This window comes from Nostoc sp. NZL (assembly GCF_015714705.1).
In the GTDB taxonomy this organism is placed as follows: Bacteria; Cyanobacteriota; Cyanobacteriia; order Cyanobacteriales; family Nostocaceae; genus Nostoc; species Nostoc foliaceum_A.
The window spans coordinates 1-24,148 of record NZ_WBKL01000204.1; the positions used below are offsets into that span (position 1 = coordinate 1).

The 24,148-nt window shown below is 41.5% G+C and carries 24 protein-coding genes and 1 pseudogene; 13 read left to right on the forward strand and 12 right to left on the reverse strand.

Annotated features, from left to right (window positions below):
• Positions 1-1,133: pseudogene (locus F8R90_RS30010) on the forward strand (serine/threonine protein kinase); the annotation flags it as partial.
• Between the two features lie 234 nt (positions 1,134-1,367).
• On the opposite strand, the gene F8R90_RS30015 reads toward F8R90_RS30010, so the two are convergent.
• Both F8R90_RS30015 and F8R90_RS30020 read right to left on the reverse strand, forming a co-directional pair.
• Positions 1,368-1,970 carry a hypothetical protein gene (locus F8R90_RS30015; RefSeq protein ID WP_196513679.1) on the reverse strand — a complete coding sequence of 201 codons (603 nt, stop codon included), beginning with the start codon at positions 1,968-1,970 and terminating at the stop codon, positions 1,368-1,370.
• A gap of 98 nt (positions 1,971-2,068) precedes the next feature.
• Positions 2,069-2,638: a DUF6658 family protein gene (locus F8R90_RS30020; RefSeq protein WP_190891574.1), complete on the reverse strand. Its 570-nt coding sequence runs from the start codon at positions 2,636-2,638 to the stop codon at positions 2,069-2,071.
• 349 nt (positions 2,639-2,987) lie between these two features.
• On the opposite strand from F8R90_RS30020, the gene F8R90_RS30025 reads away from it, so the two are divergent.
• A complete protein-coding gene (locus F8R90_RS30025) occupies positions 2,988-3,908 on the forward strand; it encodes a lysylphosphatidylglycerol synthase domain-containing protein (protein ID WP_196513681.1) in 921 nt (306 codons plus the stop codon).
• Here F8R90_RS30025 and F8R90_RS30030 read toward each other — a convergent pair.
• Complete coding sequence (locus tag F8R90_RS30030) at positions 3,903-5,240, reverse strand: hypothetical protein (protein ID WP_196513683.1); 1,338 nt, start codon at positions 5,238-5,240, stop codon at positions 3,903-3,905. The two genes, F8R90_RS30025 and F8R90_RS30030, sit on opposite strands and share 6 nt — an antisense overlap.
• Positions 5,241-6,365: 1,125 nt before the next feature.
• On the opposite strand from F8R90_RS30030, the gene ndhL reads away from it, so the two are divergent.
• The 4 genes from ndhL (at position 6,366) to F8R90_RS30050 (ending at position 8,743) form a co-directional block, all read left to right on the forward strand.
• A complete protein-coding gene (gene ndhL / locus F8R90_RS30035) occupies positions 6,366-6,578 on the forward strand; it encodes an NAD(P)H-quinone oxidoreductase subunit L (protein ID WP_190727800.1) in 213 nt (70 codons plus the stop codon).
• Between the two features lie 24 nt (positions 6,579-6,602).
• The gene (locus F8R90_RS30040; RefSeq protein ID WP_190891582.1) at positions 6,603-6,914 is read left to right on the forward strand and encodes a DUF3007 family protein; all 312 of its coding nucleotides are present in this window, start codon (positions 6,603-6,605) and stop codon (positions 6,912-6,914) included.
• Positions 6,915-7,006: 92 nt separating this feature from the next.
• The gene (gene trpA / locus F8R90_RS30045; protein ID WP_196513685.1) at positions 7,007-7,834 is read left to right on the forward strand and encodes a tryptophan synthase subunit alpha; all 828 of its coding nucleotides are present in this window, start codon (positions 7,007-7,009) and stop codon (positions 7,832-7,834) included.
• A gap of 243 nt (positions 7,835-8,077) precedes the next feature.
• A complete protein-coding gene (locus F8R90_RS30050; RefSeq protein WP_196513687.1) occupies positions 8,078-8,743 on the forward strand; it encodes a heterocyst differentiation related protein in 666 nt (221 codons plus the stop codon).
• Between the two features lie 154 nt (positions 8,744-8,897).
• On the opposite strand, the gene F8R90_RS30055 is transcribed toward F8R90_RS30050, so the two are convergent.
• On the reverse strand, positions 8,898-10,802 hold the full coding sequence (locus tag F8R90_RS30055; protein WP_196513689.1) for a serine/threonine protein kinase: 1,905 nt from the start codon (positions 10,800-10,802) through the stop codon (positions 8,898-8,900).
• Positions 10,803-10,965: 163 nt separating this feature from the next.
• On the opposite strand from F8R90_RS30055, the gene F8R90_RS30060 reads away from it, so the two are divergent.
• Together F8R90_RS30060 and F8R90_RS30065 are read left to right on the forward strand one after the other, a co-directional pair.
• The gene (locus F8R90_RS30060) at positions 10,966-11,454 is read left to right on the forward strand and encodes a hypothetical protein (RefSeq protein WP_196513691.1); all 489 of its coding nucleotides are present in this window, start codon (positions 10,966-10,968) and stop codon (positions 11,452-11,454) included.
• 132 nt (positions 11,455-11,586) lie between these two features.
• Entirely contained in the window at positions 11,587-11,895 is a 309-nt protein-coding gene (locus F8R90_RS30065; protein WP_196513693.1) for a hypothetical protein, read from the forward strand.
• A gap of 167 nt (positions 11,896-12,062) precedes the next feature.
• Here F8R90_RS30065 and F8R90_RS30070 read toward each other — a convergent pair whose 3' ends face one another.
• Entirely contained in the window at positions 12,063-12,272 is a 210-nt protein-coding gene (locus F8R90_RS30070) for a hypothetical protein (protein ID WP_196513694.1), read from the reverse strand.
• 527 nt (positions 12,273-12,799) lie between these two features.
• Here F8R90_RS30070 and F8R90_RS30075 point away from each other — a divergent pair.
• Both F8R90_RS30075 and trxA read left to right on the forward strand, forming a co-directional pair.
• Positions 12,800-13,111: a hypothetical protein gene (locus F8R90_RS30075; protein WP_196513705.1), complete on the forward strand. Its 312-nt coding sequence runs from the start codon at positions 12,800-12,802 to the stop codon at positions 13,109-13,111.
• Between the two features lie 368 nt (positions 13,112-13,479).
• Positions 13,480-13,818 carry a thioredoxin gene (trxA, locus tag F8R90_RS30080; RefSeq protein ID WP_196513695.1) on the forward strand — a complete coding sequence of 113 codons (339 nt, stop codon included), beginning with the start codon at positions 13,480-13,482 and terminating at the stop codon, positions 13,816-13,818.
• 192 nt (positions 13,819-14,010) lie between these two features.
• On the opposite strand, the gene F8R90_RS30085 is transcribed toward trxA, so the two are convergent.
• From F8R90_RS30085 to F8R90_RS30100, 4 genes are all read right to left on the reverse strand, one after another.
• A complete protein-coding gene (locus tag F8R90_RS30085) occupies positions 14,011-14,535 on the reverse strand; it encodes a dihydrofolate reductase family protein (protein ID WP_196513696.1) in 525 nt (174 codons plus the stop codon).
• A gap of 140 nt (positions 14,536-14,675) precedes the next feature.
• On the reverse strand, positions 14,676-14,930 hold the full coding sequence (locus F8R90_RS30090; protein WP_196513697.1) for a TIGR03643 family protein: 255 nt from the start codon (positions 14,928-14,930) through the stop codon (positions 14,676-14,678).
• A 39-nt stretch (positions 14,931-14,969) separates the two neighbouring features.
• A complete protein-coding gene (locus F8R90_RS30095) occupies positions 14,970-16,769 on the reverse strand; it encodes an ABC transporter ATP-binding protein (protein ID WP_196513698.1) in 1,800 nt (599 codons plus the stop codon).
• Entirely contained in the window at positions 16,766-18,544 is a 1,779-nt protein-coding gene (locus tag F8R90_RS30100) for an ABC transporter ATP-binding protein (protein WP_196513699.1), read from the reverse strand. The genes F8R90_RS30095 and F8R90_RS30100 overlap by 4 nt, the downstream gene beginning before the upstream one ends.
• Positions 18,545-18,870: 326 nt before the next feature.
• Here F8R90_RS30100 and F8R90_RS30105 point away from each other — a divergent pair, with 326 nt between their 5' ends.
• Positions 18,871-19,932 carry an L-histidine N(alpha)-methyltransferase gene (locus F8R90_RS30105; RefSeq protein WP_196513707.1) on the forward strand — a complete coding sequence of 354 codons (1,062 nt, stop codon included), beginning with the start codon at positions 18,871-18,873 and terminating at the stop codon, positions 19,930-19,932.
• A 195-nt stretch (positions 19,933-20,127) separates the two neighbouring features.
• Here the strand turns inward: F8R90_RS30105 and F8R90_RS30110 are convergent, their stop codons facing one another.
• The 3 genes from F8R90_RS30110 to F8R90_RS30120 form a co-directional block, all read right to left on the reverse strand.
• Positions 20,128-20,340 carry a type II toxin-antitoxin system HicB family antitoxin gene (locus tag F8R90_RS30110; RefSeq protein WP_196513700.1) on the reverse strand — a complete coding sequence of 71 codons (213 nt, stop codon included), beginning with the start codon at positions 20,338-20,340 and terminating at the stop codon, positions 20,128-20,130.
• On the reverse strand, positions 20,324-20,590 hold the full coding sequence (locus F8R90_RS30115; protein ID WP_190891610.1) for a type II toxin-antitoxin system HicA family toxin: 267 nt from the start codon (positions 20,588-20,590) through the stop codon (positions 20,324-20,326). The genes F8R90_RS30110 and F8R90_RS30115 overlap by 17 nt, the downstream gene beginning before the upstream one ends.
• A 297-nt stretch (positions 20,591-20,887) precedes the next feature.
• Complete coding sequence (locus tag F8R90_RS30120; protein WP_230967127.1) at positions 20,888-22,186, reverse strand: transposase; 1,299 nt, start codon at positions 22,184-22,186, stop codon at positions 20,888-20,890.
• A gap of 315 nt (positions 22,187-22,501) precedes the next feature.
• Between F8R90_RS30120 and F8R90_RS30125 the strand changes: the two genes are divergently transcribed.
• Both F8R90_RS30125 and F8R90_RS30130 read left to right on the forward strand, forming a co-directional pair.
• Positions 22,502-23,272 (forward strand): pentapeptide repeat-containing protein, encoded by a 771-nt coding sequence (locus F8R90_RS30125; protein ID WP_196513702.1) that lies wholly within the window; start codon positions 22,502-22,504, stop codon positions 23,270-23,272.
• A gap of 71 nt (positions 23,273-23,343) precedes the next feature.
• Complete coding sequence (locus F8R90_RS30130) at positions 23,344-23,967, forward strand: TenA family protein (protein WP_196513704.1); 624 nt, start codon at positions 23,344-23,346, stop codon at positions 23,965-23,967.
• Positions 23,968-24,148: the final 181 nt, after the last annotated feature.

Here is a 24,148-nt window from a genome sequence, read left to right on the forward strand (position 1 = left end):
CATCCTCCCCATCCCCCTCATCCCCCCCATCTCCTCAACCCACAAGCTGGTGGACACCAACAAAAATCTTCCTTGTGACGGCGTTAGTCGTTGGTAGTGTTGGGTTAATTTCGTGGGGATTGAATAGCAGGCGAGATGTCGGTGAAGTCGAACCTACACCTACAGCCAGTCCAATTCCAACCAGTGAACAACCAACCGATCCCTTAGCGCAATATTCACCAGCCGAACGGCAACGCAAAGAAAAATTAAGCGATCGCCGTCAACAGTTGGGTATTAGTTCTAACTTCTACGTGAATTTGGTGAATCAAGTTTTTTGGGATAGAAATCCCAGTTTGCGAGGACGTACTCTCAGCAATGGCCCTGAAGATGAAGGTTTGCGGGCAGAATGGGATAAAACAGCCTCAGAATTGCTGGAAAAACTTGCACCATTGAGTTCCAATACACGACGACAGTTGGGAACCTACACAACTGCTGAACGCGATCGCTGGAAAGTGGAAGTCAACAAAATTAACGTTGGTAGCCGTTCTTTGTATGATTTAGGAGATGTGGCTTTCTTACGTGTATTCCCTGAGCAGCGGGGTAAAAATTTCCAAGATCAGCCGATTGGACAAGTTTGGTACGGATTTGTTAGCGATAAACTCAGTGCTATTCTCGCCGGTAGTGCTTTCCAGAAAATTGTCTTTGATCCGGGGGCTACTGGCAAAACAGTCAGCGGTACTCTCCAACCTGGTGGTGGTAAAGTATTCATTGCTGGACTTGCCAAAGACCAATCTCTAGACTTGAACCTACAAGCAAATTCCCAAGTTTTGTTATCAGTCTATTCACCCTCTGGCAAAATTCGATTTTTAGAAGATTCTCCTCAGCGAAGTTTGTCAACTAAATTACCAGAAAACGGATTTTACGAGTTTGTCGTGGTTTCTACAGCATCAAAACCAGTAGATTATCAACTCAGCATTACAGCAGAAAATCCGACTCCTCCCCCAACGCCAACACCAATACCAACGCCCACGGAAACACCCACGCCCACGGAAACACCTACCCCAACTCCCATCTCAACGCCCACACCGACACCAACTCCTATAGAAACCGCTACTCCCACACCGACACCAACGCAGGAGACAACGCCGCAGTAGGAAAATACGAAGGTAGAGGTACAGAGTTGCAGGGGAGTGTTACCAATCTGTTTTATTCTTAGAGCAGACAAACCACAAACAGAAATAGCGTCTTTAAAATTCGTAATTATTTAACTGGGGAATTGAACCCCACCTAAAACTTATAAAAGCCTGCGTAGGCAGGCTTTATTTAGGTAGCCCCAGACTTTAGTCTGTAGGCGCTTTCAGGTTTTGCAAAAGATTGAATGACTAATTTCAATCAACGTCTCTAACTGTTCTCTTCACTGCCTTGCCTGCATCCTCAGCTGTGCGCTGAACATTTTTACCAGCATCCTCAGCTCCACGCTGAACATTTTTTGCCAAGTCTTCGGCAGCATTTTGGGTATTACCCTTAAGATTTTCAATTCCGCGCTGAGTACCCTTAACTACGCCTTCTCGCAATTCATCAGCGGAACTGCCAACATCTTCACCCAGGTTCTTCACTCTTTCACCAAAGGGTGTACCTTGTTTGTAATTTCGACCATATTGCTCTGGGCTGTCAATTCCCTTCTGCTCAATATTTCTTTGAGCATTTTTTGCCAGCGCATCAGCTCTGTCATTAGCTGCCTTTTCATCTAATCTTCCTCTGGGTTCTACATCACTAAAGTTATTCATTCCACCAGCAGGAGAAGAGAGAGGATAATCTTTTGTAGGATCATATCGTTTGGAATAAGGTGATTGAGCGTCAGGCTGTGGGGGCTGTGTTGCTACTCCGGGAGCACCACAAGCTTGTGTCAGGAATAAAAATATTCCTGCTAAAAAAACAGTTAAAACTTTCAAGGGACGAATATTTTTCAGCCAAGTACTTACTTTTTTCATGCTTCTACTCCTTGCATTTTTGTGACTAAGTTAAACTTCAACCAAGATGGCATTTGGAATTAATTTTGCATTCCAGGCATTCAGACAAAATAAGGATTTTATCTGCCTACTGCTGGATTTTTTTGTAATTCAGGTCTTGCACTCGCTTCATCTGCCTTATTTTTCAAAAAGCCGGAAGCTTCTTCAACAGCCTCTTTTACAGTCTCAATCCGATCTTGAACCCGATCTCCAACATTTGGTTCATTCTGAATCAAACCACCGGGTTCAGGCTGACGGAAGTCTTTATCTGTGATGAGTGGCAACTCTGCTTCTTTGTTGATTCGACCTGCTGGTGTCTCAGCACCAGGATAAAGTATCTTGGATTCTCTATCTGCTGTAGCAATCAACAATTCCGAACTTGGTTGTAAGCTAGCTTGGTCGCGTCCCTGATTGGCTTTTGGGTTTGCTATTTTCGGATCGGTAGACATTCTATAGTTGGTATACTTGTCTCCACCATTCTTATAAGGATTGTTTGCTCCGCCAGCTTGTACAGCAGGATTTTGTGGATTTGCACCTTGAGCATTTGCCCCACTACAAGCAGTGCTACCTATCAACAAGAGTCCAGCTAAAAAGATAGTTAATATCTGGCGCAATCTTATTTTTTTCAAGAATACTCTCACAGCGTTCACGTAGTCCTCCTTACCAAAATCCAAAATATTAATAAGTTAAGCTTTTGCTGAATCATTGGATTGGTCAGCAAGTTATTGTGCTTGTTTTGGTTCGCTCAGTTTCGATAACCTCTATTAAGCATATGAATAATAAAATGCCCTTTACCTCTAGCGCAGGCTACATTTTAATTAGTACATAAATAATATTTTTATCTAACTCTAGAGAGATATAAAATAAAATAATATGCTTTTCGGAAAAAGAACTACATCAACCTGTTTGATACTTCCAAAGCTTTGGATAGGTAGCTGATGTACTGTAATATTTGAGGCATTCAGCCCTTGTTGCTCTAACCGTTAAATTACTAAATTCATGAAGCAATTTTTACGCTGGATAATTTTGGGCGGAACGCTGTTTTTTTTAGCGAAAGCTCTGAAGGATAATTGGATTGAAGTGACTGCTATCCGCATTGATGGGGTAGAATGGGCAATTATAGCGATCGCTACAGGCATCACTTTACTAGCACATACTTGGGCAGGCTGGATTTGGACTTGGATTCTGCAAGAGTTAAATCAACCTATATCATCTTCCCAATTCATCCAGGTTTACCTAAAAACAAACATAGCAAAGTATTTACCAGGTAATATCTGGCATCACTACGGGCGAATTGTAGCCGCCAAAAATGCCAATGTTTCTGCTGGTGCAGCCACCTTAAGCGTTTTGCTGGAACCGCTACTCATGCTAGCGGCTGCTTTAATTATCATTGTCCTATGCAGTAGCCAATTTGCGGCAGCTAACACTACCCTTGTTCTGCAAATATTACAATTGCTGAGTTTAGCTGTAATTCTTTGTGCAATTCATCCCTGGTTTTTAAACCCAGTTATTCGCTTTTTGTACAAATTGAAAGCAAAAAAGTCTGTTACCAACACTCAACCAACTGTTCCTTTCAGTCTTAAAAGCTACCCTGTACGACCTTTGTTAGGAGAATTAGGCTTTATGGGACTGCGTGGAACTGGGTTTATATTAACTATGTTCGCCCTGGGTTCGTTGAATGTGAATCAAATTCCTTTGTTATTGGGGGCTTTTAGCTGCGCTTGGTTGTTGGGATTTGTTATTCCGGGTGCGCCTGGTGGGTTAGGTGTGTTTGAAGCGACTGCATATGAACTTTTGCGCCACCACTTTCCATCTGCCCTAGTATTTAGTGCGATCGCTCTATATCGCCTCATTAGTATTGTAGCTGAAACTGCGGGTGCTGCTTTCGCTTGGTTAGATGAACGTCTTGCTAAATCATGAATCAGGCGACACTAATTTGTGTCTATCTACCTTCATCTGTGAAAAAACACGATAACCATCAAGATTCAACTGTGGATTACTGTTTTGCTCTTCTTCCATCTTAATCAAGTTATATTCTACGTTTTCTGCATAAATTGCAAATGTAATATTAAAAATTTCGATAAAATTTATTATCCCCTTGCATTCCTCTTCTGGATACTTTTCGTAAAAACGAATCAAATGAGCAATCTTAATTTCTAAATGCTTCCGAGAGTTTTTAGAAATCAAAATAATTTTTAGCAATATAATTACTAATGTTAGAGAATGACCTTGATTAAGCAATAAGATAAATAATGACGAAGGTTCTTTTCCATTTTCTATTGTCAAGCAATCAATTACTCTATTACAAGTTCTTAAAAACAATTCTTTAGTAATAATTTCTTGATTGTAATCTGCTTTCCATAAGGATAATATATCGGCAAACTGATGTCTCCAACTCTCTAATGATTCTTGTTTAACTACAGAAAAAAATAGATATTTTTCGATGTTTATTTTAAATTCTTCAAGAGTTTGATTTTGAGTTTGCTTGATAAATATATGGGCAATATTCTCATGGCTAAACATACCTCTTTTCAAGACAATTGCTTTTATTAAACGCAGAGCATGATCTCCCAACATACTGGGATTTGTGTAGCGTGTTGTACTTGAGATGGCAGATTGAGAACGAGCAATATACATTGCCAGTTCAAACTTAAATTTGTCTTTTATCTGTTTAGAGAGCTTTCTGGCAGCCTCTTGTTGCTCTTTTGAATTATTCTGGTCAACAGATTGATCAACTAATAGATAAGAAGTGTAGCGATTAGCCCAATGACCTTTAAATGATTCCTCATATTTAGCAGCAAATAATTTTAGTTCTTGGTAGTCTTTGCTGTTTATAAAATTGTCTAGCCAGCTTTTACAAATATTTATCGCTGGAAAATTATTGGTTTTTACTTTCAGGTTTTCACTAGTAAATAAATTAACTAACTCTTGGATATATTTGTCTTTCCTATTGGTTTTCCAAGTATTAATTATTATGTAGATACACCGTTTAAGAGTATTACAGAATTCCTGTTCGTTATCATCTAAAAAAATGCTGTATATTCCAGGTATAGAATAAGAATCCTGTGAATCAAGACCGTCTATAAATAAACCTTTGAATTCCCGTAAAACATCCTCTGGCGGTAATTTTTTGGCAATTTCCACGAAGAAGCTATAAACCTCATCTTGTGCAATTTGCACATTTAGCTGTCTAGAGTTAGACGTAACACAATCGGGATCTTCCTGACTAATTGATAAACTATTAGCGTTCATTCTAGTTATCAGGATAAAAAGGCTTCCTGTTCATATTATTACCAGCTTAACCTTGGTGAACAGTAGTATCAATCTATTCTTCAGAGATTCAGTAATCTTTTTACACAAATTTGATTAACTAAGACTATAAATAAAGTATTAATCACAAGTTGTTTAATTCTTTATCAAAGAGTCTAGTGAAATTACTTATAGCGGTTCTCGTTGACGTGAGGTGCAGCCGTAGGGGCACGGCATGTTGCCTATGTCATACCGCATCTAAATGGGAACCGCTATAGTTTTAACAATCAGAGCCAATACAAAACTATATGGGCGAGTTGATTTACCATTAAATACAACCCGCCCATACGTTCTATAGGAGCCTTTTGGCATTTTCAATTTTTAATGGGGGTGGAGGGACTTGAACCCACACGACCTATTACGGTCAACGGATTTTCATCCTCCCGCAGTTTTCACTGCTACCTGATGGCAATAGCCAAATCAGGTTTTGAGAATTGGACTCTCCCTTTACCCTCGACTTAACGTTAGGGTAGCTCCCGTCGGGTCTCTGCACCTTCCCTCAATTTTGGATTTTGGATTGAAGACTAATCACAAATCTAAAATCACAAATCTAAAATTTTTGGGCTTGGCTCAGGATTGCCATGTCTGTCACCAGATTTAGGTTTCCCTGAGTTTGAGAGCTTCCACTTGAGGGATTTCTCCTTCAAGGCTCAGTTATCTAAGTCCGTAGCGTCTACCATTCCGCCACACCCCCGAAGGTGTTTTGCAACTAGTATAACTAGTTATTTTTTGGAGGCAGCAAATACCTCCTCATCTATTCCACCATCAATTGTGTCTTTTGTCCAACTAGATTGAAAATATTTTTTCCAGATTGTGGAATTGTTTTCCAGAGTTGCAAGTTTTCCTTGTTTCCTCGTAATCAATCTGAATGAGTTTTCGCTCTTGTTTGACTAGAGCACTAGTTTGCTAGTGAGTTCATGATTATAGCATAATACCACCTTTTATCAGTCAATATGGATATAGACGAGAAATTCTAGGGTAGTTATGTTAAAAGCGTCATGCCTATACTTTCCTGAGTCTGGCTCTTCAGCCTATGATGGAAAACAGATGCTTAAGACTTGAAAGTTTATGATTGTCGCCCTGCTGTATCTGATTTTGGCTGGAGCTTACCTTCTGGTAATCCCGATTGCTGTCTTACTGTACCTGAAGCAGCGTTGGTATGTAGCTACCTCCATCGAGCGTACCTTTATGTACTTTTTGGTGTTCTTCTTCTTTCCGGGTTTATTGGTTCTATCGCCGTTTCTAAATTTTCGACCGCAACGGCGGCAAATTGAAGTTTAACTAGATTGGTAGGTCATAACTCTCATGCGACGGATTGACGCTATTGGAATTGGCTTAGGCGTTTTTATTGCTGGCGGCTTGGCATATGTAGGATTGCAGCTAGTCGGTTTGGATAATCAGCAAGCTGGTATATGGAGCCAAGTCTTACTAATCAGTGGGTTAGTTGGCTGGTTAGCCACTTACTTTTTCCGCGCGGTGGGACAAAAAATGACCTACCACCAACAGCGGGAACAGTATGAGCAAGACTTTCTGCAAAAGCGGTTAGATGAGCTTACTCCCGAAGAACTAGCACGAATTCAAGCCCAAATAGAACAAGAAGAGCAATCTCAGGTGTAAAGTTATCATTGGTCAGTTGTTGTTTGTCCTTTGTTTGTTACAAATGACCAACGACTAATGACCAATGACCAACGACTAATGACTAATGACTAATGACTGCGATTTCTGATTGCTTTGAAACCCTTGGGCACAATGGTGAGTGCGCTCTAATTCCCTTTATTACTGCTGGCGATCCAGATTTAGAAACAACAGCAAAAGCCTTACAGGTTCTAGATCGTAGTGGAGCCGACATTATAGAACTGGGCATACCTTATTCCGATCCTCTGGCTGATGGGCCAGTAATTCAAGCTGCTGCTACCCGCGCTCTGCAAAGGGGGACAAAATTGGAGCAGGTGCTGGAAATGTTGCAAGGGATTACTCCCAAATTGCGATCGCCGATTATTTTATTTACCTATTACAACCCAATTCTGCACCGGGGGATTGAAAAATTTCTTCAGCAAATTGCTGCTGCTGGGGTTGCAGGATTGGTAATACCTGATTTGCCCTTAGAGGAAGCAGCAGGATTGCTCCAAGCAGCTAGTGAGATGGGAATTGATGTAATCTTGTTGATCGCTCCCACCAGTTCTGCTGAACGGATAGAAGCGATCGCTCATTCTTCTCAAGGATTTATTTATTTGGTCAGCGTCACAGGGGTTACAGGGGTGCGATCGCAACTGGAAAACCGCGTGTCCGATTTACTCAAACAAATTCGTAGTGTTACTGATAAACCCATTGGTGTGGGTTTTGGCATCTCCGAAGCTGCACAAGCCCGTCAGGTAAAGGAATGGGGCGCAGATGCTGCGATCGTGGGCAGTGCTTTTGTAAAACGGTTAGCAGAAGGTACCCCAGAGCAGGGACTAAATGCGATCGCTGAATTTTGCCAAAGTCTCAAGGCTGCCATCAAGACCAACAACAGCAGCACAAATACTCCTCTTGATTAGAGGGGTAAATGTAGATTAAAAAAGTATAACAGTGTAGTTTTTCTATCCTTGCTTGGTAGACAATTTGACCTTTATGGTCTTGAATATTAACATCAGATATCAAGATGTAAAAAAACTAGCTGATATAGTCGCTTATAGTTTGAGTATTATGTGAAATCAAGTAGGCATAATTTATGAGTGTGAGTGTGAGAGTAAGTCAGTCACAAATGATTATAGTTACGTCGCAATTGAGGAGCACAGGCGATGAGTGAGAGTATGGCGTTTATCGGCGGGGTTGCCGTAGCTGGGCTGGCGGCTCTCGTATTGCTCAAAGGAACAAATACCCCTCTACAGCCTAACTTTGCTGTTGCTCCGCAAATGCCAGGGACTGTAGTAGCGCCGGGAATGCAGCCACAAATGTATCCCTATGGCCCTTATGGGCAACCAATGTATCCCAATCCTAATCAGCCGCCAGTTGCTCCCAATACTGACCAGCGTCTGGAAATGGAGAAGCTGAACACGCAGATGCAGTTGGAGCGTTTAAAAAACGACAATGAACAGCTGAAGTTGCAAAATCAGCAACTCCAAGGCCAAGTTCAAAATTTCAATACTCAGCAGCAATGGCAACAAGCCCAGCAGTATAACCAACAAAAATCAGCAGCACTCCAGCCGCAAAATCCTTCTTGGTGGTCTTCACCCATGCTTTGGGCTGTGGGAGGCGCAACTCTTACTATTGGTGGTGGTGTTGTAGTCGCTGGTGTATTGGCTTTATTCTCACCACGGCAGCGTCCAGCGCGTACTGTACAAGTGATTCACCCCTACCAAGGAAATACGCCGCCCTTGGTTCCAGTCCGTCGTGCTGAGTTTTTGCCTGCTTCGCGGATGGAAGCAAGACGAGTTGAAGCCCAAGAGTACGACGAAATGCACTAATAGGGAAAATCAAATCAGAGATAAAAACCTATTTAAAATCTTGTTTCCAGGTTCTAACTGGAAATTTTTTTTGGGCTGCTGCTGTGAATTTAAGAGGCGGCAGTCCTCATTGTAGGCATTACCAGCCACAGGCTGGTAACGAGGTAAGCAGTGTTTAAAAGCCACTTTCTGGAGTTTCTGTAGCATTAGGACTCTCTGTAGTAGCAGGTTGGTTAGTATCGGGAAGTTCTTCTTGGGTAGTCTTTTGATTACCTTGATTTTCTAGTTTAGGTAGTGCCTGTTTTGCCAGATTTTCGGCTGCTTGTTTAAATAATGGTTCTATCTTGTTTCGCCAGTATTTAGTATTAGGCAATTTTTCTGGATGGTTTCTATAATCTAAAACTTTATCCCATTTCCCATCATCTATTGCTTTGTTGATCTCATTAGATAACGCCTCCGCCTTAGCCCAATCTTCCTGCCACTGGGCAATCATTTTGCCTGTCTCTTGAATACCAGAAGCAGCATTTGCCGGAATCGATCTTAAAAGTGCGATCGCTCCAACTATATCTCCTGATTCATACTTCTGTCTTGCTTGTTCTATAATATTGGCACTGTTATCACTAGGCTGCGATCGTTCTGTTTTCCCAGCGTCGGAAGTTGAACCATTTGGCTTTTCTGGTAATGGAGTTACTACATCCCTAGATTTTGGTTTTGGCTTAGGAGTTGGTCGAGTAGCAATTAAGCTACTATCATTTACTGTATTGATTGCAATGCCTTTGTCGCGCAGGCAAGATACCCATTCATCTTTATTGGCTATCACAGCCGGGTGTGCCCAAGCCAAACTACCAGATTTAAGTTTAATCTCTACCCAACCTGCTTTTGTCCGTTTGCCAGTCACCTCAAATTTGGTATTATCACCAACTGTTCGCACAATATTATCAGAATTAATCGAACTAGGTTCAGAACGAATATTAGAATTTCCGACTACAACAGCGGAGCATTTATTTGCTAAGGCAGTATCGTTACCTGTAAGATTAAAGGCTAAATTTTTCACATTTGGATATATATTTGCTACCAAGGCAGCTGCACCACCCGCCAATAAGATGCCAATTAATATCGGCCATGGGTCGGATTTACTAGAGTCTTTACGCGCAGGTTTAGCGGGGACAGGATTTGCTGGTGCAACTGCAACAGTTTGCAGCCGAGATACTTGAGGTCGGGATTTGGCAGATTCTTGAGGCGTGGAAAATGCAGGTACAGGATTAATCGCGTCTTTACATGCTTGCAGTGCTTCCGTGGCATTTTGGTAGCGGTCTTTGAAGTGATAACGTACCATCTTGGACAACACTGCCGCCAGTCGATAGTTCACGGTTACTGATTGCTGCCAGATGATTTCGCCCGTGTCCGGGTCTTCTTGCAATTCTGTTGCCTGTAATCCTGTTAATGCTTGAATGGCAATGATGCCGAGGGAATAGATATCACTGTTGGGGCGGGGTTTACCTTGCCCTTGTTCTGTAGGCATGTAGCCAGGAGTGCCAATAACCACTGTGGCAGAGGGTTGTGCGCCCACTGTTACCAGTTGTGTACGTAACTGCTTTACTGCCCCAAAGTCTACTAAAACCAACTTATTATCTGAGGCGCGACGGATGATATTATCCGGTTTGATGTCGCGGTGAATCACGCCTTGGCGATGGACAAATTCGAGAATTTCCAGAACTTCCTGTAACAGTTGAATTACTTGCCTTTCACTCCAGCGCTTACCAGCTATAAGTTCCTCAGCTAGGGTATGTCCTTCAATATATTCTTGTACTAAATAAAATTCTTGGTTTTCGTCAAAGTACGCTAGCAGCCTGGGTATTTGGTCATGGTTGCCTAGTTTTTCTAAAGTTTCGGCTTCGCTGTTGAACAGGCGTTTAGCAGTATCAAAAACTCTGGGGTCAGTTCCGGGTTTAAGGTGCTTGACAACGCAAATGGGATTACCGGGCCGCCTAGTATCTTGGGCAATGTAGGTTTGACCAAATCCTCCCATTGCGAGGACTCGAATTACTTGGTAACGATGGTCTAGTAGCTTGCCTATCATGTTCACTCCCCAGAGTTATTACCTAATTTTCCAGCTGGTAATAAATATCTCCAAATTTTCTTCAATGAAATCCGCTATCTTGAGAAAAGATTTAGATTAAAAACGCAGCTTTTTAATAAACGCAGACTGTTTATTTTTCTTTTAGTGCCCCTGTTTACTACCAATGCCACCTAAAATAACAAACTCAGTTGCATGGCAGCAGGCTGAAATCCTCATGCAACCTGCTTTCATTCGCGTTATCGACAATATCCGCAAGTCCCTTGATGAATCTTCCTGGACGGGAACTTACCACGATGTCCTGATTTGGCCGCCTAGCACCACTGATGAAATCAAAGCATTGGTGACTGAGTTGTTGCAAGGAATGGAAACTGCAACCCCCCAAGAAGCAGATGAAATCAGAGAAACTCTTGCTCGTTTGCCAATGCCCCATCCAGGATATCATCTACGTTTGCAGCGTCAACAGCAAGAAGCTAGTATCGATTTATGGGAATTGTGTTATCAAGTGTGTTTTCTTGAATACACCCCAGAGAAGGAAGTTGCTGTTATTGATACTAGTTTAATTGATGAAGTGGGTGAAGTGGATTGGCTGCATTTGGATGCTAAGGCAAAGGAGTTAGTTGAGCAGGCGTTTGCCAGTTTACCAGAGAGTTGAAGCCCTGAGAATAGAATTATGGGTCTATACAAACTAAACCCACCTGAAGGGTAAGAAATTTAAGCTGAAGCAACTCTTTAGTTAGCTTCTACGAAAAAGTAACAGATAAATTGAGGAATAGATGTATCAATCATGTTAAACCTGATATTCACTGGTTGTATCAAAATAAAACCCTTGGTGGTTTCAACAGCCTTTTTCCTGGCTGTACAAACTGCTGTCAATGCTGAACAACCCCTTCCTAGTTTGACTCCAGCACAAGCTCAACATTTATCCCGTGACTTAATTCCATATAATTCTCAAGACTTTTTTAGGCAAGGAAAAAATTCGATTGAGAGAGAAATTCAAATTCTTAGGCAAAGGCAAGTGCGCCCAATTAAACCTGTTCTTAAGATTGATTCAGTACCGCAGAAAAAAAGACCACATACCCAACAGAAACCCTAACATCTTATTCTAAGTAAGAATCACCATACTTTTATGACACCTTAGATCGCTAATTCTTGAGCTATAGCACCTAAGCTACACTCTCAGGCATCAGAACCACTATACTCTGGTTCCTATCAACAGAGTTTTTGTGCTTTCAATAAACTTTGCAACACAAATTTACAATCTTAATCGTCTAGCAAACTCATCAACGCTTGGATTTCAACGTCTTGCGGCTCTGATAATTGAGACTGTAACTTTAATAATTCTTGCTGTAATGCTTCCGCTACATGAAGCATGTTAGATTCTTGTGCAATTTTTAGCTGATTTTCTTTAATTTTGATTTGTTTAAGCAAGTTGTTTTCAACATGATTTGAATTGTAATGTTGAGCAATCATAGCTTTATATTTATTATCAATCTATGGAATGCAATTAAATTTACTACCTATGTAGTATTCCACACTTTTAGCATTTTTTAAATATCTGATGATTTAATCTTCATTTAGGGTAATTTTTAGATAATATACATAGGGTTTAAGCATGATTACCGCAAAAACTTAGACTCAAAGCGGTGAAGTACCCAAAGGGAGAGGCTAGCGCCTTCGCAAAGCGTCTCATAGATAAGGGGATTTTCCCCATGAGCGATCGCTGTTAGTGTAGCTTTAGGGAATCAGATGCTCCTGCGTCGCTCTAAGCGTTGGCGCAGCCTCTCGTAGAGAAGCCATGCCGTTGGCGGAGCCTCTCGTAGAGAAGGCTTTACGCTGCGCTATCGAACGTCACCCAGAGGGCTTTCCGCAGGCTACCACAGAGACATAGAGAACATGGTGAAATAAAAGTTTGAGTTTTTGCGTAAGTCCTCACACATTAACTTGTCTGTTACTTCACCGAGCCTTGTAGATATTTTAAACAATTTTTTGTGGATAGTATGAACTTAAAGTCAATAAAAAAAGACATTTTTACCTTTGTAAAAATTATATCTACAGTGCTTATAACAAGTGCAATTGGATTGGAATCGTGGAATATTTATGCAGTAATAAATAATACTTATTTACCAAGCAGCCTGAATCCCATTTTTTGGATTGAGCGTTTTGCTATGGCGAGCCATTTTATCGAAGGGATTATAGCGGCTTTTTATGCACCTTCAAGACAAAGGATGCCAATAAAATATGCTACTTATACTTTTTTTGTAGGCACAATTGGGTTATTAGAACTATTTGAGCGAGAGAATGATTATTGAAGTTTCCACGCCTTGAAGGTATGAGATTTTTTGATTAGGTAGCTTGGTAGGGTGCTTAATACACCTTACTTAAGAAAGTTGTCGGGTATTTTAAATGCAGCCTACTAAGCAAAAGTCAGTTTTGGGGTTTACGAATGTGGGCTACTGTTAAGCTCATCCCACCCCTAAAAGGGGATGGGCTTTCACGTTGACGGTTGACGGTTAACAGTCATCAGTCAACAGTTAACGGCGACGAGGCGGCTATCCCGGCCACCCCAAAAAGCAAGTGGGCTTCCCGCCGCCTTGGTGAATCTGACAGCCAGAAGGGAGTATAGTTTGTATAGTTAGCTTTTTGCTGAAATTTTGGTTTGACACCAAGGGATTAAAAAATGTCTACAGAGACTCAACTAGTTGCTTACGTTCAAGAAAGTGAATTTGATACTGTTTTAACTGAAAGTGAAGAGAAAGTCGTTGTTGTCGATTTTACTGCTACTTGGTGTGGGCCTTGCCGCTTGGTCAGTCCGTTAATGGATCAACTTGCCCAGGAATACAAAGGTCGCGCCAAAGTTGTTAAGGTAGATGTTGACAGCAACAAGCCAATTTTCAAGAAATTTGGTCTTCGCAGTATTCCAGCAGTTTTAATTTTCAAAGATGGTAATTTAGAAGAAACCATCGTCGGTGTTTCTCCTTACGAAGACTTCAGCAACGCTGTTCTGAAGCTTCTTTAGTTAATTCGTAATTCGTAATTCGTAATTCGTAATTCGTAATTAAAAAGGGTTTTATATCAAGTCCGGCTAATCATATATCATTAAAATTTTCTGGAGTCAATCATAATGATAAGTGTTCAACTGAACATGATATGATTCCCCTGCCTAATGATGGCAGTCGCGTTATTATGAATTATGAATTTTTTAACCCTTCTATTTTCGCCTATAGTGTGCTTGGAGTAAGCCACTGGAATATTGTTTTGAGTTAATCAGCTCCAACTTTTGTTCAGGGCTAGACGGTGGGAAAAGTTGTATACCGCTACCTAAGATAATTGGAATAGTTGAAATAATATATTCGTCAATCAAGCTGTGCTGAAGAAACGAATTGATTAATGCTCCGCCACCAACGAGCCAGATGTTTGCAAAACCTTGAGCCTCTATATTTGCTAAGACCTGCTTCACTGTGTCAGAAACAAACACAACGTCCTCGCGGTCAGATTGGAGATGGCGTTGGGTGAAAACGAAGGATTTCTTCCCCGGATAAGGCCATTGATCAAAACTAAGCCCTACTTCATATGTCTTGCTGCCCAAGACGATAGCATCAATCGATTCGTAGAAAGCAGTGTAACCGTAGTCTTCCCCTTCTATGTCAAAGATTGATAGCCAATCAATTCCTCCATCGCTGCGAGCAATGTAGCCATCCAAACTAGCTGCAATGTAGAGTGTAACTTTCGTCATGATGTTGCTGAATGTGGTAGTTTTCACTCAATTGGTATAAGCGATGCCTGCGGCAATGCAAAGCGCGATCGCAGGCTTATTCCTTCTAGAGCATTTTAGCTTCTGATGGTTCTGAACCATATTTTGATTGAACACATCAATCACGTTTTTTGATTCTGCGATTTAAAGCGACCTGCAATAAATTCGCGCTTAGATAAATGCTTTGTACTGCGTTTGGTAACTCGCTCTCGCCACATCTGGAAACTAGATTCTTTCATTTCGCGCCTCATTAAGGCAATTACCTGTTTTTCCAGCAACCCAAACTGAGCCTCAATGGCATCAAAAGATGTTCTATCTTCCCATGCCATTTCAATGATGCGATCGACGGTTTGTGAATCGAGGTTAGGTAACTTCATTTCTTTGCTGGCAATTGATAAATTAGAGCTATATACATTTTACTTTTCGTTTTGAAGAACCATTGTGTCTGCTGCACCCAGTTGCAGGGCATAGAGGTTCGCATATACGCCCTGCTGATTGATCAGTTCGGCGTGAGTACCCTGCTCGACAATTTCTCCCTGCTGAATTACTAATACCTGATCTGCCTGAGTAACTGTACTGAGACGGTGGGCAATTACGAAGCTGGTACGACCTTGTAGCAAGCGAGCGATCGCAGTTTGTACTAGCGCTTCTGTACGCGTGTCAATGCTGCTGGTGGCTTCATCGAGAATCAGAATTCGGGGGTTAATCAACACCGCACGGGCAATACTAATTAGTTGTCGCTGTCCCTGGCTCAAGGGCGCTCCTCGTTCACCCAATTGAGTTGTATAACCCTGTGGCAGTGAGGTAATAAACTCATGCACATTTGCCAACTGTGCAGCCTCTTCGATATCAGCTTGGGTAGCATGGGCAGCGCCAAAGGCTATGTTTTCGGCAACAGTGCCAGTGAACAGAATATTGTCTTGCAGGACGATGCCAATTTGTCGACGCAGACTTGCTTGAGTAACGCTACGTACATCAATATCATCAATTTTCACTGCACCGCCAGATACATCATAAAAGCGCAAAATCAAGTTAATAATTGTACTTTTTCCCGAACCGGTCGGCCCTACTAATGCAACCATCTGCCCTGGATAAGCGTGCAAATTCACCCCTTTGAGAACCAATTGATCTGGGTTGTAGCCAAACTTAACATTCTCAAATGTCACCTCCCCCTGAATGGGCGGCATTTCTGTCGCATCGGGTGCGTCTTGGAGTTGTGACGGTTCATCTAGCAATAGAAAGATTCGCTCTAATCCAGCGAAGGCAGATTGAGCTTGGGTGTAAAACTGGCTGAGAATTTGAATCGGCCGGAAGAACTGCTGTACGTAAAGTAAAAAGGATGTCACCACACCCACTGTTGCAGCTCCGGTGACCGCAAGATAACCACCATAGGCCAGCACGCCTGCTGTTGCGAGTGTGTTGAGAAAATCGATGGAGGGCAAAAAGGCAGAAGTAATTGCCACAGCCTCGACGTTGGCATCACGATTCGCAGCATTGAGAGTGTCAAATTCTTCAATATTCATCTGTACACGATTAAATGCCTGTGCTTCTCGGACGCTGCCAATATCTTCTTCTAACTTGGCGGAAAGCTCCCCAATGGTTTGTCGGGTGACACGAAATCTAGCTCTTGCCCAACGTGCAAACAAGCTTGTGGTAAAAATCATCAGTGGCACAACCAGATTGCTCAACAAACCGAGTTGCAGGTTGATTGAGAGCATCGCAATGATGATGCCTATCAAACTGAAAGTGTTGCCCAGCATTTGCGCGATCGTTAGACCAAATGCCTGATTTACTGTATTGACATCATTCAGCAGGCGGCTCATTAAATCGCCCGCTTCGCTGCGATCAAAAAAGCTGAGGGGCAAACTTTGGATTTTAATGAAAATGTCTTGTCTCAGTTGAGCCAGCAATCGCTGCATAATCCAGCCGACTCGAATAATTTGACCTCGGATTGCTAAAACGCCAAGTCCGTAGTTTAGTGCTAGTAACCCTAATAACAGTAGCAGTCCTTGCAAATTCCCTTGTGCAATCAGACGATCAATCGACCAACCGAGGAAAAACGGCCCAATTGCCTGGGTGACAGCACCAATAAATACTAATGTCAGGGCGATGGGAATTTCTTTGCGATAGAGTCGCAGATATTGCAAAAAGCGTCGCAGGGTGGAAATTTGCTGACTCGCCTGCTCAGATGCAACAATGGGAACTGTGCTTCTCATTTTTTCTCCTTCGGCTTTACTTGAGATTCCAAAATCACACCGTAGAGCGGGCTGGTTTGCATCAATTCCTCGTGGGTGCCTTGTGCCACCAATCGTCCTTTATCCATGAGAAAAATGCGATCGGCATTCTTTACAGTGCTAATGCGTTGAGCTACTACAAAAGTTGTACAAGCTTTTTGGCGCATTAAGCCATCTAGTTCAGCTTGAATCTGGGCAGCTGTTTGGGCATCTACAGCCGAGGTACTATCGTCCAAAATTAGAATACTGTAATCGGTCAGTAAGGTACGAGCGATCGCAATTCGTTGTTTTTGCCCACCAGATAAGCCCACACCTCGTTCACCTACAATCGTCTCGTAGCCATCGGGTAAACCGATAATAAAATCGTGCATTTGGGCAGTTTTTGCAACCTGAATCACCTCATCTAGAGTTGCATCGGGTTTGGCGTAGGCAATATTTTCGCGGATTGTGCCAGAAAAGAGGGTGGTTTCCTGAAATACAATACCAATCCGCGATCTGAGGCTTTTGAGGGTGAAACCTTTGACATCTCGTCCGTCAATGCGAACTGCTCCCCCTGTGACATCGTAAAAGCGGGGAAGCAAGTTCATAATTGTGCTTTTCCCGGAACCAGTCATCCCTAAAACGGCGATTAGCTCTTTGGGCTTTGTTTCAAAGGAAACTTCTTTGAGAGTTTCGGTGCTGGCTCCTGGATAGCGAAAGGAAACATTTTCAAAGGTGATTCTACCAACACAGGTTTCAAATGGGACAGCACCAGGGCAATCACGAATTTCTACCTCCGCATCTACAACTTCGTAGACACGTTCGGCGGAAGCAGCTGATTGAGCGATCGCGGGTGCAGCAAATCCGATTAACAAAATTGGCTGGAGAATCAAGGCTAGGTAGGAGTTAAACGCCACCAGTTCGCCAATGGAGAACCGATTTCCAATCACTTGCGCTCCCCCGTAGCCGAAAACTGCCAGTGTTACCAAGTTACTCACCAAAAAGATAAACGGGAAGGTATTATGGATGGCGCTAATGGTCTTCATGTTTGCCCTGACTAGACCATCATTTAGGGTCGTGTAACGCGACCTTTCGGTTGATTCCCGTACAAACGCTTTCACCACCCGTATTCCTAGTAAGTTCTCTTGCAATACAGCATTGAGGTCGCTTAGTTGCTCTTGTACTTGCCGAAAAAGTTTGTTATTCCGAGTGACGAATTGTGCCATCAACCATGCAGCAATGGGCACTGATGTTAGGGTAATCAGTGCTAGTTCCCAGTTCATCACCAGCAAAATTACCGAAATACTCACCAATGTTACAAGTGAACCAATGACCTGAATTAAGCTAGTGCCAACAAAGGTACGGATCTGCTCTATGTCGCTGGTGACACGGGTTAACAGTTGGGAAGTCTGCGCTTGGTCATGATAACTGAAACTGAGATTTTGAATTTTGCTGAAAATTTTGTTTCGCAAGTCATAGGCCACACCTTGAGACACTGCTTCTGCTAGATAGCTTTGTCCAAAGTTAAATACACCACGAGCGATCGCAGCGAGTACCATCCAGGCGGCGCTGTATAGCACAATTTGTAAGTTTTCTTTGATGATGCCCTGATCAATTCCCCACCGAAATAGTTGTGGGGTAACTGCGTTTGCGATCGTCAACAACAACAAGCTGACTAATGCTCCCAGCGAAGTCCATCGGTAAGTGCTTAAACTCTTAAGCACGCGCTGGATTGACTGTATCGACGAAGTTTCCTGGAGTTCTGGTTGCTGAACCACTGGAATTTACCCCTGTATCTTTGGAAAATTATCTCGCACTTTGATTGTAAAAAACCAATTGGTCAGTTGAGAGTGCTCTATATCTCTGTTAAGCTCATCCCATCCCTAAAAGGGGAGAAAGACTGATGACTGTTAACTGTTAACCGTCATAAGTCAACATTTAACGGCGGCGGAGCGGCTATCCCGGATACCCCAAAAAGCAAGTGGGCTTCCCGCCGCCTTGGTGAAAACTCCGATTTTTGAGACAACAGTATGGGAAAATACCTATTTGGCAAGCATTGCGGCTAATCCATTTAAATATTGAAGAAAACCAAAGAACAAGAATAATGGCTCCAAATTTTCATAGCAATTCCCAACTTCCCTCGGATATGTCAACTGCTATCAATTGCACAGCAAAGCCAAGTTCTGAGTTCTACTCTATTTTTTCTGAAGAAGAAGTTTTAGGGATAATTCATGCATTAGAAGTCAGGCGAGAAATACCTCTAAAGTATTCTTATAAAGGTAGAGGTGCAAAAATCTGGGACGATTTTTATCTAAAATACATTATTCCTACATGGTATCGAACATCGAATGTAGAAATTGACCTTTTAAAGGACAACTTTAAATACTTGAATGACAATATTCAAAGTGGTAAAAAAGTAAATATTGTAGACGTTGGTGCAGGAAATTCATATCCAGTTAAAAATTTTATTCAAAAACTTAATAAATTGGGAAAGGTTAATAAATATCTTGCTTTAGATATTAGCGAGGAATTGCTTCATTTATCTAGAAATAATTTTACAAAATGGTTTCCTCTTGTCGAGTTCATCAGCTCCACAATTGACATAGAAAATAGTTGTGTACCCAAAGAATTATTCCAAAATGAAACTGGTATTGAAATTGACGAAACAGCAAAAATCTTTTTCCACTTAGGTGTTACCATCGGTAATCATCAAAATAGAGATAAGGTACTAAAAAACTTTAGAGATAGCATGGGAAAAAATGATTTTCTGGTGTTCACCAATGAAACTGGTTCTAACTCTAAATGGGATGGAAACGTCAGAGGTGGCTGCAAGTATCACGTAGAAGAAATATATGGATGGGTTAAAAGCAAGATTGGGATTAAGTCTGAAGATTGTGAATTGGTGAGAAAGTATGATTTAAAAACAGATAGTATAGTTGCTAATATGAAACTTCTTCATAATTACACTATAAACTTCAGTCGGATGGGGATAGATAAGAATATTGAAATCTCTGAAGGTGAAGAAATTACTATTTGGCGACATCATAAGTATGAAATCCCTAAACTTTTGCAAGAACTAGAACGTTCTGGACTGCAACTTCTTCACTATAGTACTGACAAATACAAATCACATATTATGGTGATTTGTAAGGTTGCCAGTAACTAACCTTTGCAATTAGACTTCCTCTGTCATCTGCAAATTAGTGAACCTAAAGCACATTGGTTATAACTTACATACGATGATGGCAGCCAATAAAATTTTCTAGGTCTTTTAGCGAAAACTTTTCTTGTCTGAATCTAAAATGGTGTCAAATATTTCTGATGATGCTTAAAAATCAGTTTCACTGAGCTTGTGTATCAACTAAATGTACATCAAACGCGGTCTAGGCTGAGGAACTGGACGCCCTAAATCCTTAGCCGTTTCTATCCATTCCTGCATAACTAATTCTACATTATGCAGGGCTTCTTGATAAGTATCACCGTCAGCAGCACAGCCAGGTAATTCTGGTACTTCAGCAATAAAGGCTTGATCTAATTCACTCCAGTAGAGAATAATTTCATAGCGAAACATCATTTTTACTTCCTAGCTTATACTTGAGAATTACTGCACGAATTTGTTTAATTTGATAGCTTTTGGCTTTTCCCTTCTTATGTTGCAGATTCAATATTTCCTCAACATCGGCTTTGATAAAAATACGATGATCGCCACGAATCCGTTCATCAAAGCCTAGTGTATATAAGAGTTGCCACAGTTGGGCGAAAGGGATGTCTGTATCAGAAGTCCCAGAGAGGATCTTTTCTAAGAGTTTGTCTTGCTGACTCACGTTTTTATGGCTGTCTTAATGCTTCTATAGTCTCATATTTATTTAAAATCAGGGTATACAGGAGCAAAAAGAGAGATGTGTTACTGAGTCAAAGCACCAAACGTAGACGCATAGCGGCTTGTCGTTAGACATCGCTTCTTTGTAAAATCAAAAAATGCATCTGTGTATATTTGACTTAAAGCACAGCTGTGCGCCCCTACGAGAATATATGTTCATCTGTGGTTAATGATTTTTTCTGTACCTTATCTGTGCGGTAACTACTATATGTCTAATTTTGAACCTCGGATTGACGTGAAGTCACGCGATTCCTGCTTCAACGATCTCTGCCTGAATTACTTCAGGACTTACAAGTTCTCCACAGGCGTATATAGCATCCGGCGCACCGACGGCTGCTGTCAAAATTCTCAACCCTTCACTCAGAATATTTAAACTTGCGTTTACGTCTCTCAGGTTGTGAATACCACAACTAGGACAAAACCATTCACGCAGCTTTAAATCTTTAACTAATGGGTTAACAAAACCACAACAGTTACAAGTCTGAGATGAGGGGTAAAACGTCCCAACTCTCTGCACAATTCTGTCATGCCACAAAGCTTTATATTCGAGCATGGCAACGAACTTAGACCAACTAGCGTCTGAAATACTCAGTGCTAGTTTATGATTCTTTACCATGTTGGCAACTCGCAAATCCTGTCTACGACACGCTCCGCGAACGACACAGATAATGCTATTTTCCTTGATTAGACGAGTTGATAGTTTGTGCAGAAAGTCATCTCTCAAATTTGTAATCCGTTCATAAGTACGAGCCAGCTTGATTTTCGCTTTGACTCGGTTGCTACTACCTTTTGCACTACGGGATAGTTTTTTATGAGCTTTACGTAACTTCCTTTTTTGAGTTCTGTAATATTTGGGATTATCTACAACTTCACCCAACGGGAAAGCCAGTCCCTCAATGTTTGGACAACAAGACCCTTTCTCTGGCTCACCATTGCTTGTAACAAGATAAGATTTAATTCCCAAGTCTAAACCAATATTTTGAGCAACTTGAGGGTATTTTTCTATCTCAGTTTCACACAGAATACTAGCAATATATTTACCTGATGAAGTGCGAGTTATGGTAACGTTTACAAGCTTTCCGGTAAGTAAGAGTGATTTGTGGAATTTTATCCACCCTAACTTTGGAAGCTTTAAACGATTCTCTATTACCTGAATATTACCGTTGGTCAGGTTAGTTTTGTAAGACTGCTTACACCCATGCTTCTTTTTAAATTTAGGAAAACCTACACCCTTCTTCTCTTTGATCTTCTTTAAGTCAGCAAAAAAGTTTTTGTATGCTGTCTCTAAATTCTTGAGTGAATTCTGTAAGGCAAACTTATCTACTTCCTTCAACCATTCAATTTCTTTCTTGAGTATAGTTAGCTGTTGACTACAAGCGTTGTAGTTTAAGTTTTTTCCCTTACTTGCATATAACTCTTTCTTCAGCGCCAAAAAGCGATTGTACACATATCTGGCACAACCAATTGTCTTATTGATTAAGACTTCTTGATTGTGTGTGGGTATGAGAGTAACTTTAAATGCTTTTTGGATGGATGACAATTTCTTGAATTTGCTGAATACCTCTCAATTTTAACACAAAGTCATACTTAATATAGAGCGCCTAACTCATGACTGGAAGTCACGAGTGTGCGGCTTGAAGACATCAAAAAGTACTACAGCAAGGCTAAAGCCTGACTCCTGAGGAACAAAAAATTAGAAGATAGTAAACTTGCACAACCAATGAGGGTTTACTCAAATTTACAAGTGATATAGGCAACTACAGAGGGCAAACTGTTTAGATTGCTCATATCATAGGCTGAGGTATAAATCCATCTCAGTTAACGTTGAATATTGAGTAAGAAATATTACACAAATATGAAGAACCAAATTTTAGCCATAGCTGCCTTTTTAACCACGATTAGTTTGACAACAAGCGTACAAGCAGCAAATTCTGAACACGTTAGACAGTTATTGGCTACCAAACAATGTCAAAACTGTGATTTGACTAGTGCAGGTTTAGTGATGGCTGACTTATCTGGAGCCAATTTGAGCGGTGCTAATCTCACAGGTGCTAACCTCAGCCGGGCAAACTTGAGCGGTGCAGATTTGCGGGGTGCAAACTTGAGTGGTGCTAGTTTATTTGGTGTTAACCTCAGCCAAGCTAAATTTAGTGGGGCAAATTTGGCGGGTGCTGATTTGAGAAATGCCTATTTAGCAAATGCAGAACTGGCTGGTGCTTACTTGAATGGGACTAACTTCCAAGGTGCAGTTGGTATACCATCACAAATTGCTTCACCAGAAGAATTTTATACTTTGGGTGTAGCAGAAGCACAAAAAGGCAACCAACAGCAAGCAATTAATTATTTTAATCAAGCGATCGCTATTAAACCAGAATATGCGGGTGCTTATTTAGCACGTGGTGTTGCTCGTTACCAAGTATTAGATAGACAAGGTGCATTCCAAGATGCCCAAGTTGCTGAAAAATTGTTTACATCCCAAAACAACAGCCTTGGAACGCAAACAGCCCAAGCTTTTATTAAAGAACTGCAAACGCCCGTAAATGAGAAGGTAAGCGCTGGCAGCCCCAGTTTTGTTGACTTTTTAGGAAGTCTAGGCTCAGTTTTGCTCCAGTTCTTCCCTTTTTAAGAGTTTCCTTTTTGAGGAAGAGAGTTGAAAGAACAAAGGGATAATAGCAAATGACAAATGACAAATAACAAATGACTTTATCTCAGGAATTATGGGCTGCAAATCAAGACTTAGCCCAAGCTTGCCTAGAGCATCCTTTCGTTCAAGGCATTGGCGATGGTACTCTTGAGCAGGTGAAATTTGCTTACTACGTAGGGCAAGATGCTTTTTTCTTAGAAGCTTTTGCCCGTGCGTACAGCATCGCCGCAGCTAAAGCACCAGACTGGTTAGGTTTCACCACATTTCATAACTTAGCTAGTGGAGTTTTAGAAGAACTACGGTTACATAGTGGCTATGCTTCCCAGTGGGGAGTCAATTTGCATTCCGTGGAACCAGGAGCCGCTACCCGCCGCTATACTGACTTTTTGTTAGCAACTGCTTGGGGTGGAGATGTGGGTTTAACTGCTGCGGCAATGTCTCCCTGTATGCGCTTGTATGCCTTTGTGGGAGAACAGTTAGCTTGTAACGGCATTCCTAATCATCAATATGCAGACTGGATTCGTACTTACAGCAGCACAGATTTTCAACCACTAACACAACAATTAGAAAGTTTGGTTGACAATTATGCCGCTACTAATTCTGTTGTGTATTCAACCTACCGTTATGCTATGTTTTGCGAGCGTGACTTTTTTCAGGCTTCGTGGATTTTGGAGTAGCACAGCTAGCTGTGCTACCTTACGAACTTAAAGAATTAAAATAAACTTAGACATTACTCAAGCTGCCTTTGCCGTTAGTTGCAGTTTGGGTAGGTTGTATAGTTGGAACCGCAACAACTGAAGGAGCTTGTGAAATAGATTTTTTACCTAAATCGGAGAGAAGGCTCCCGCCATAATCTCT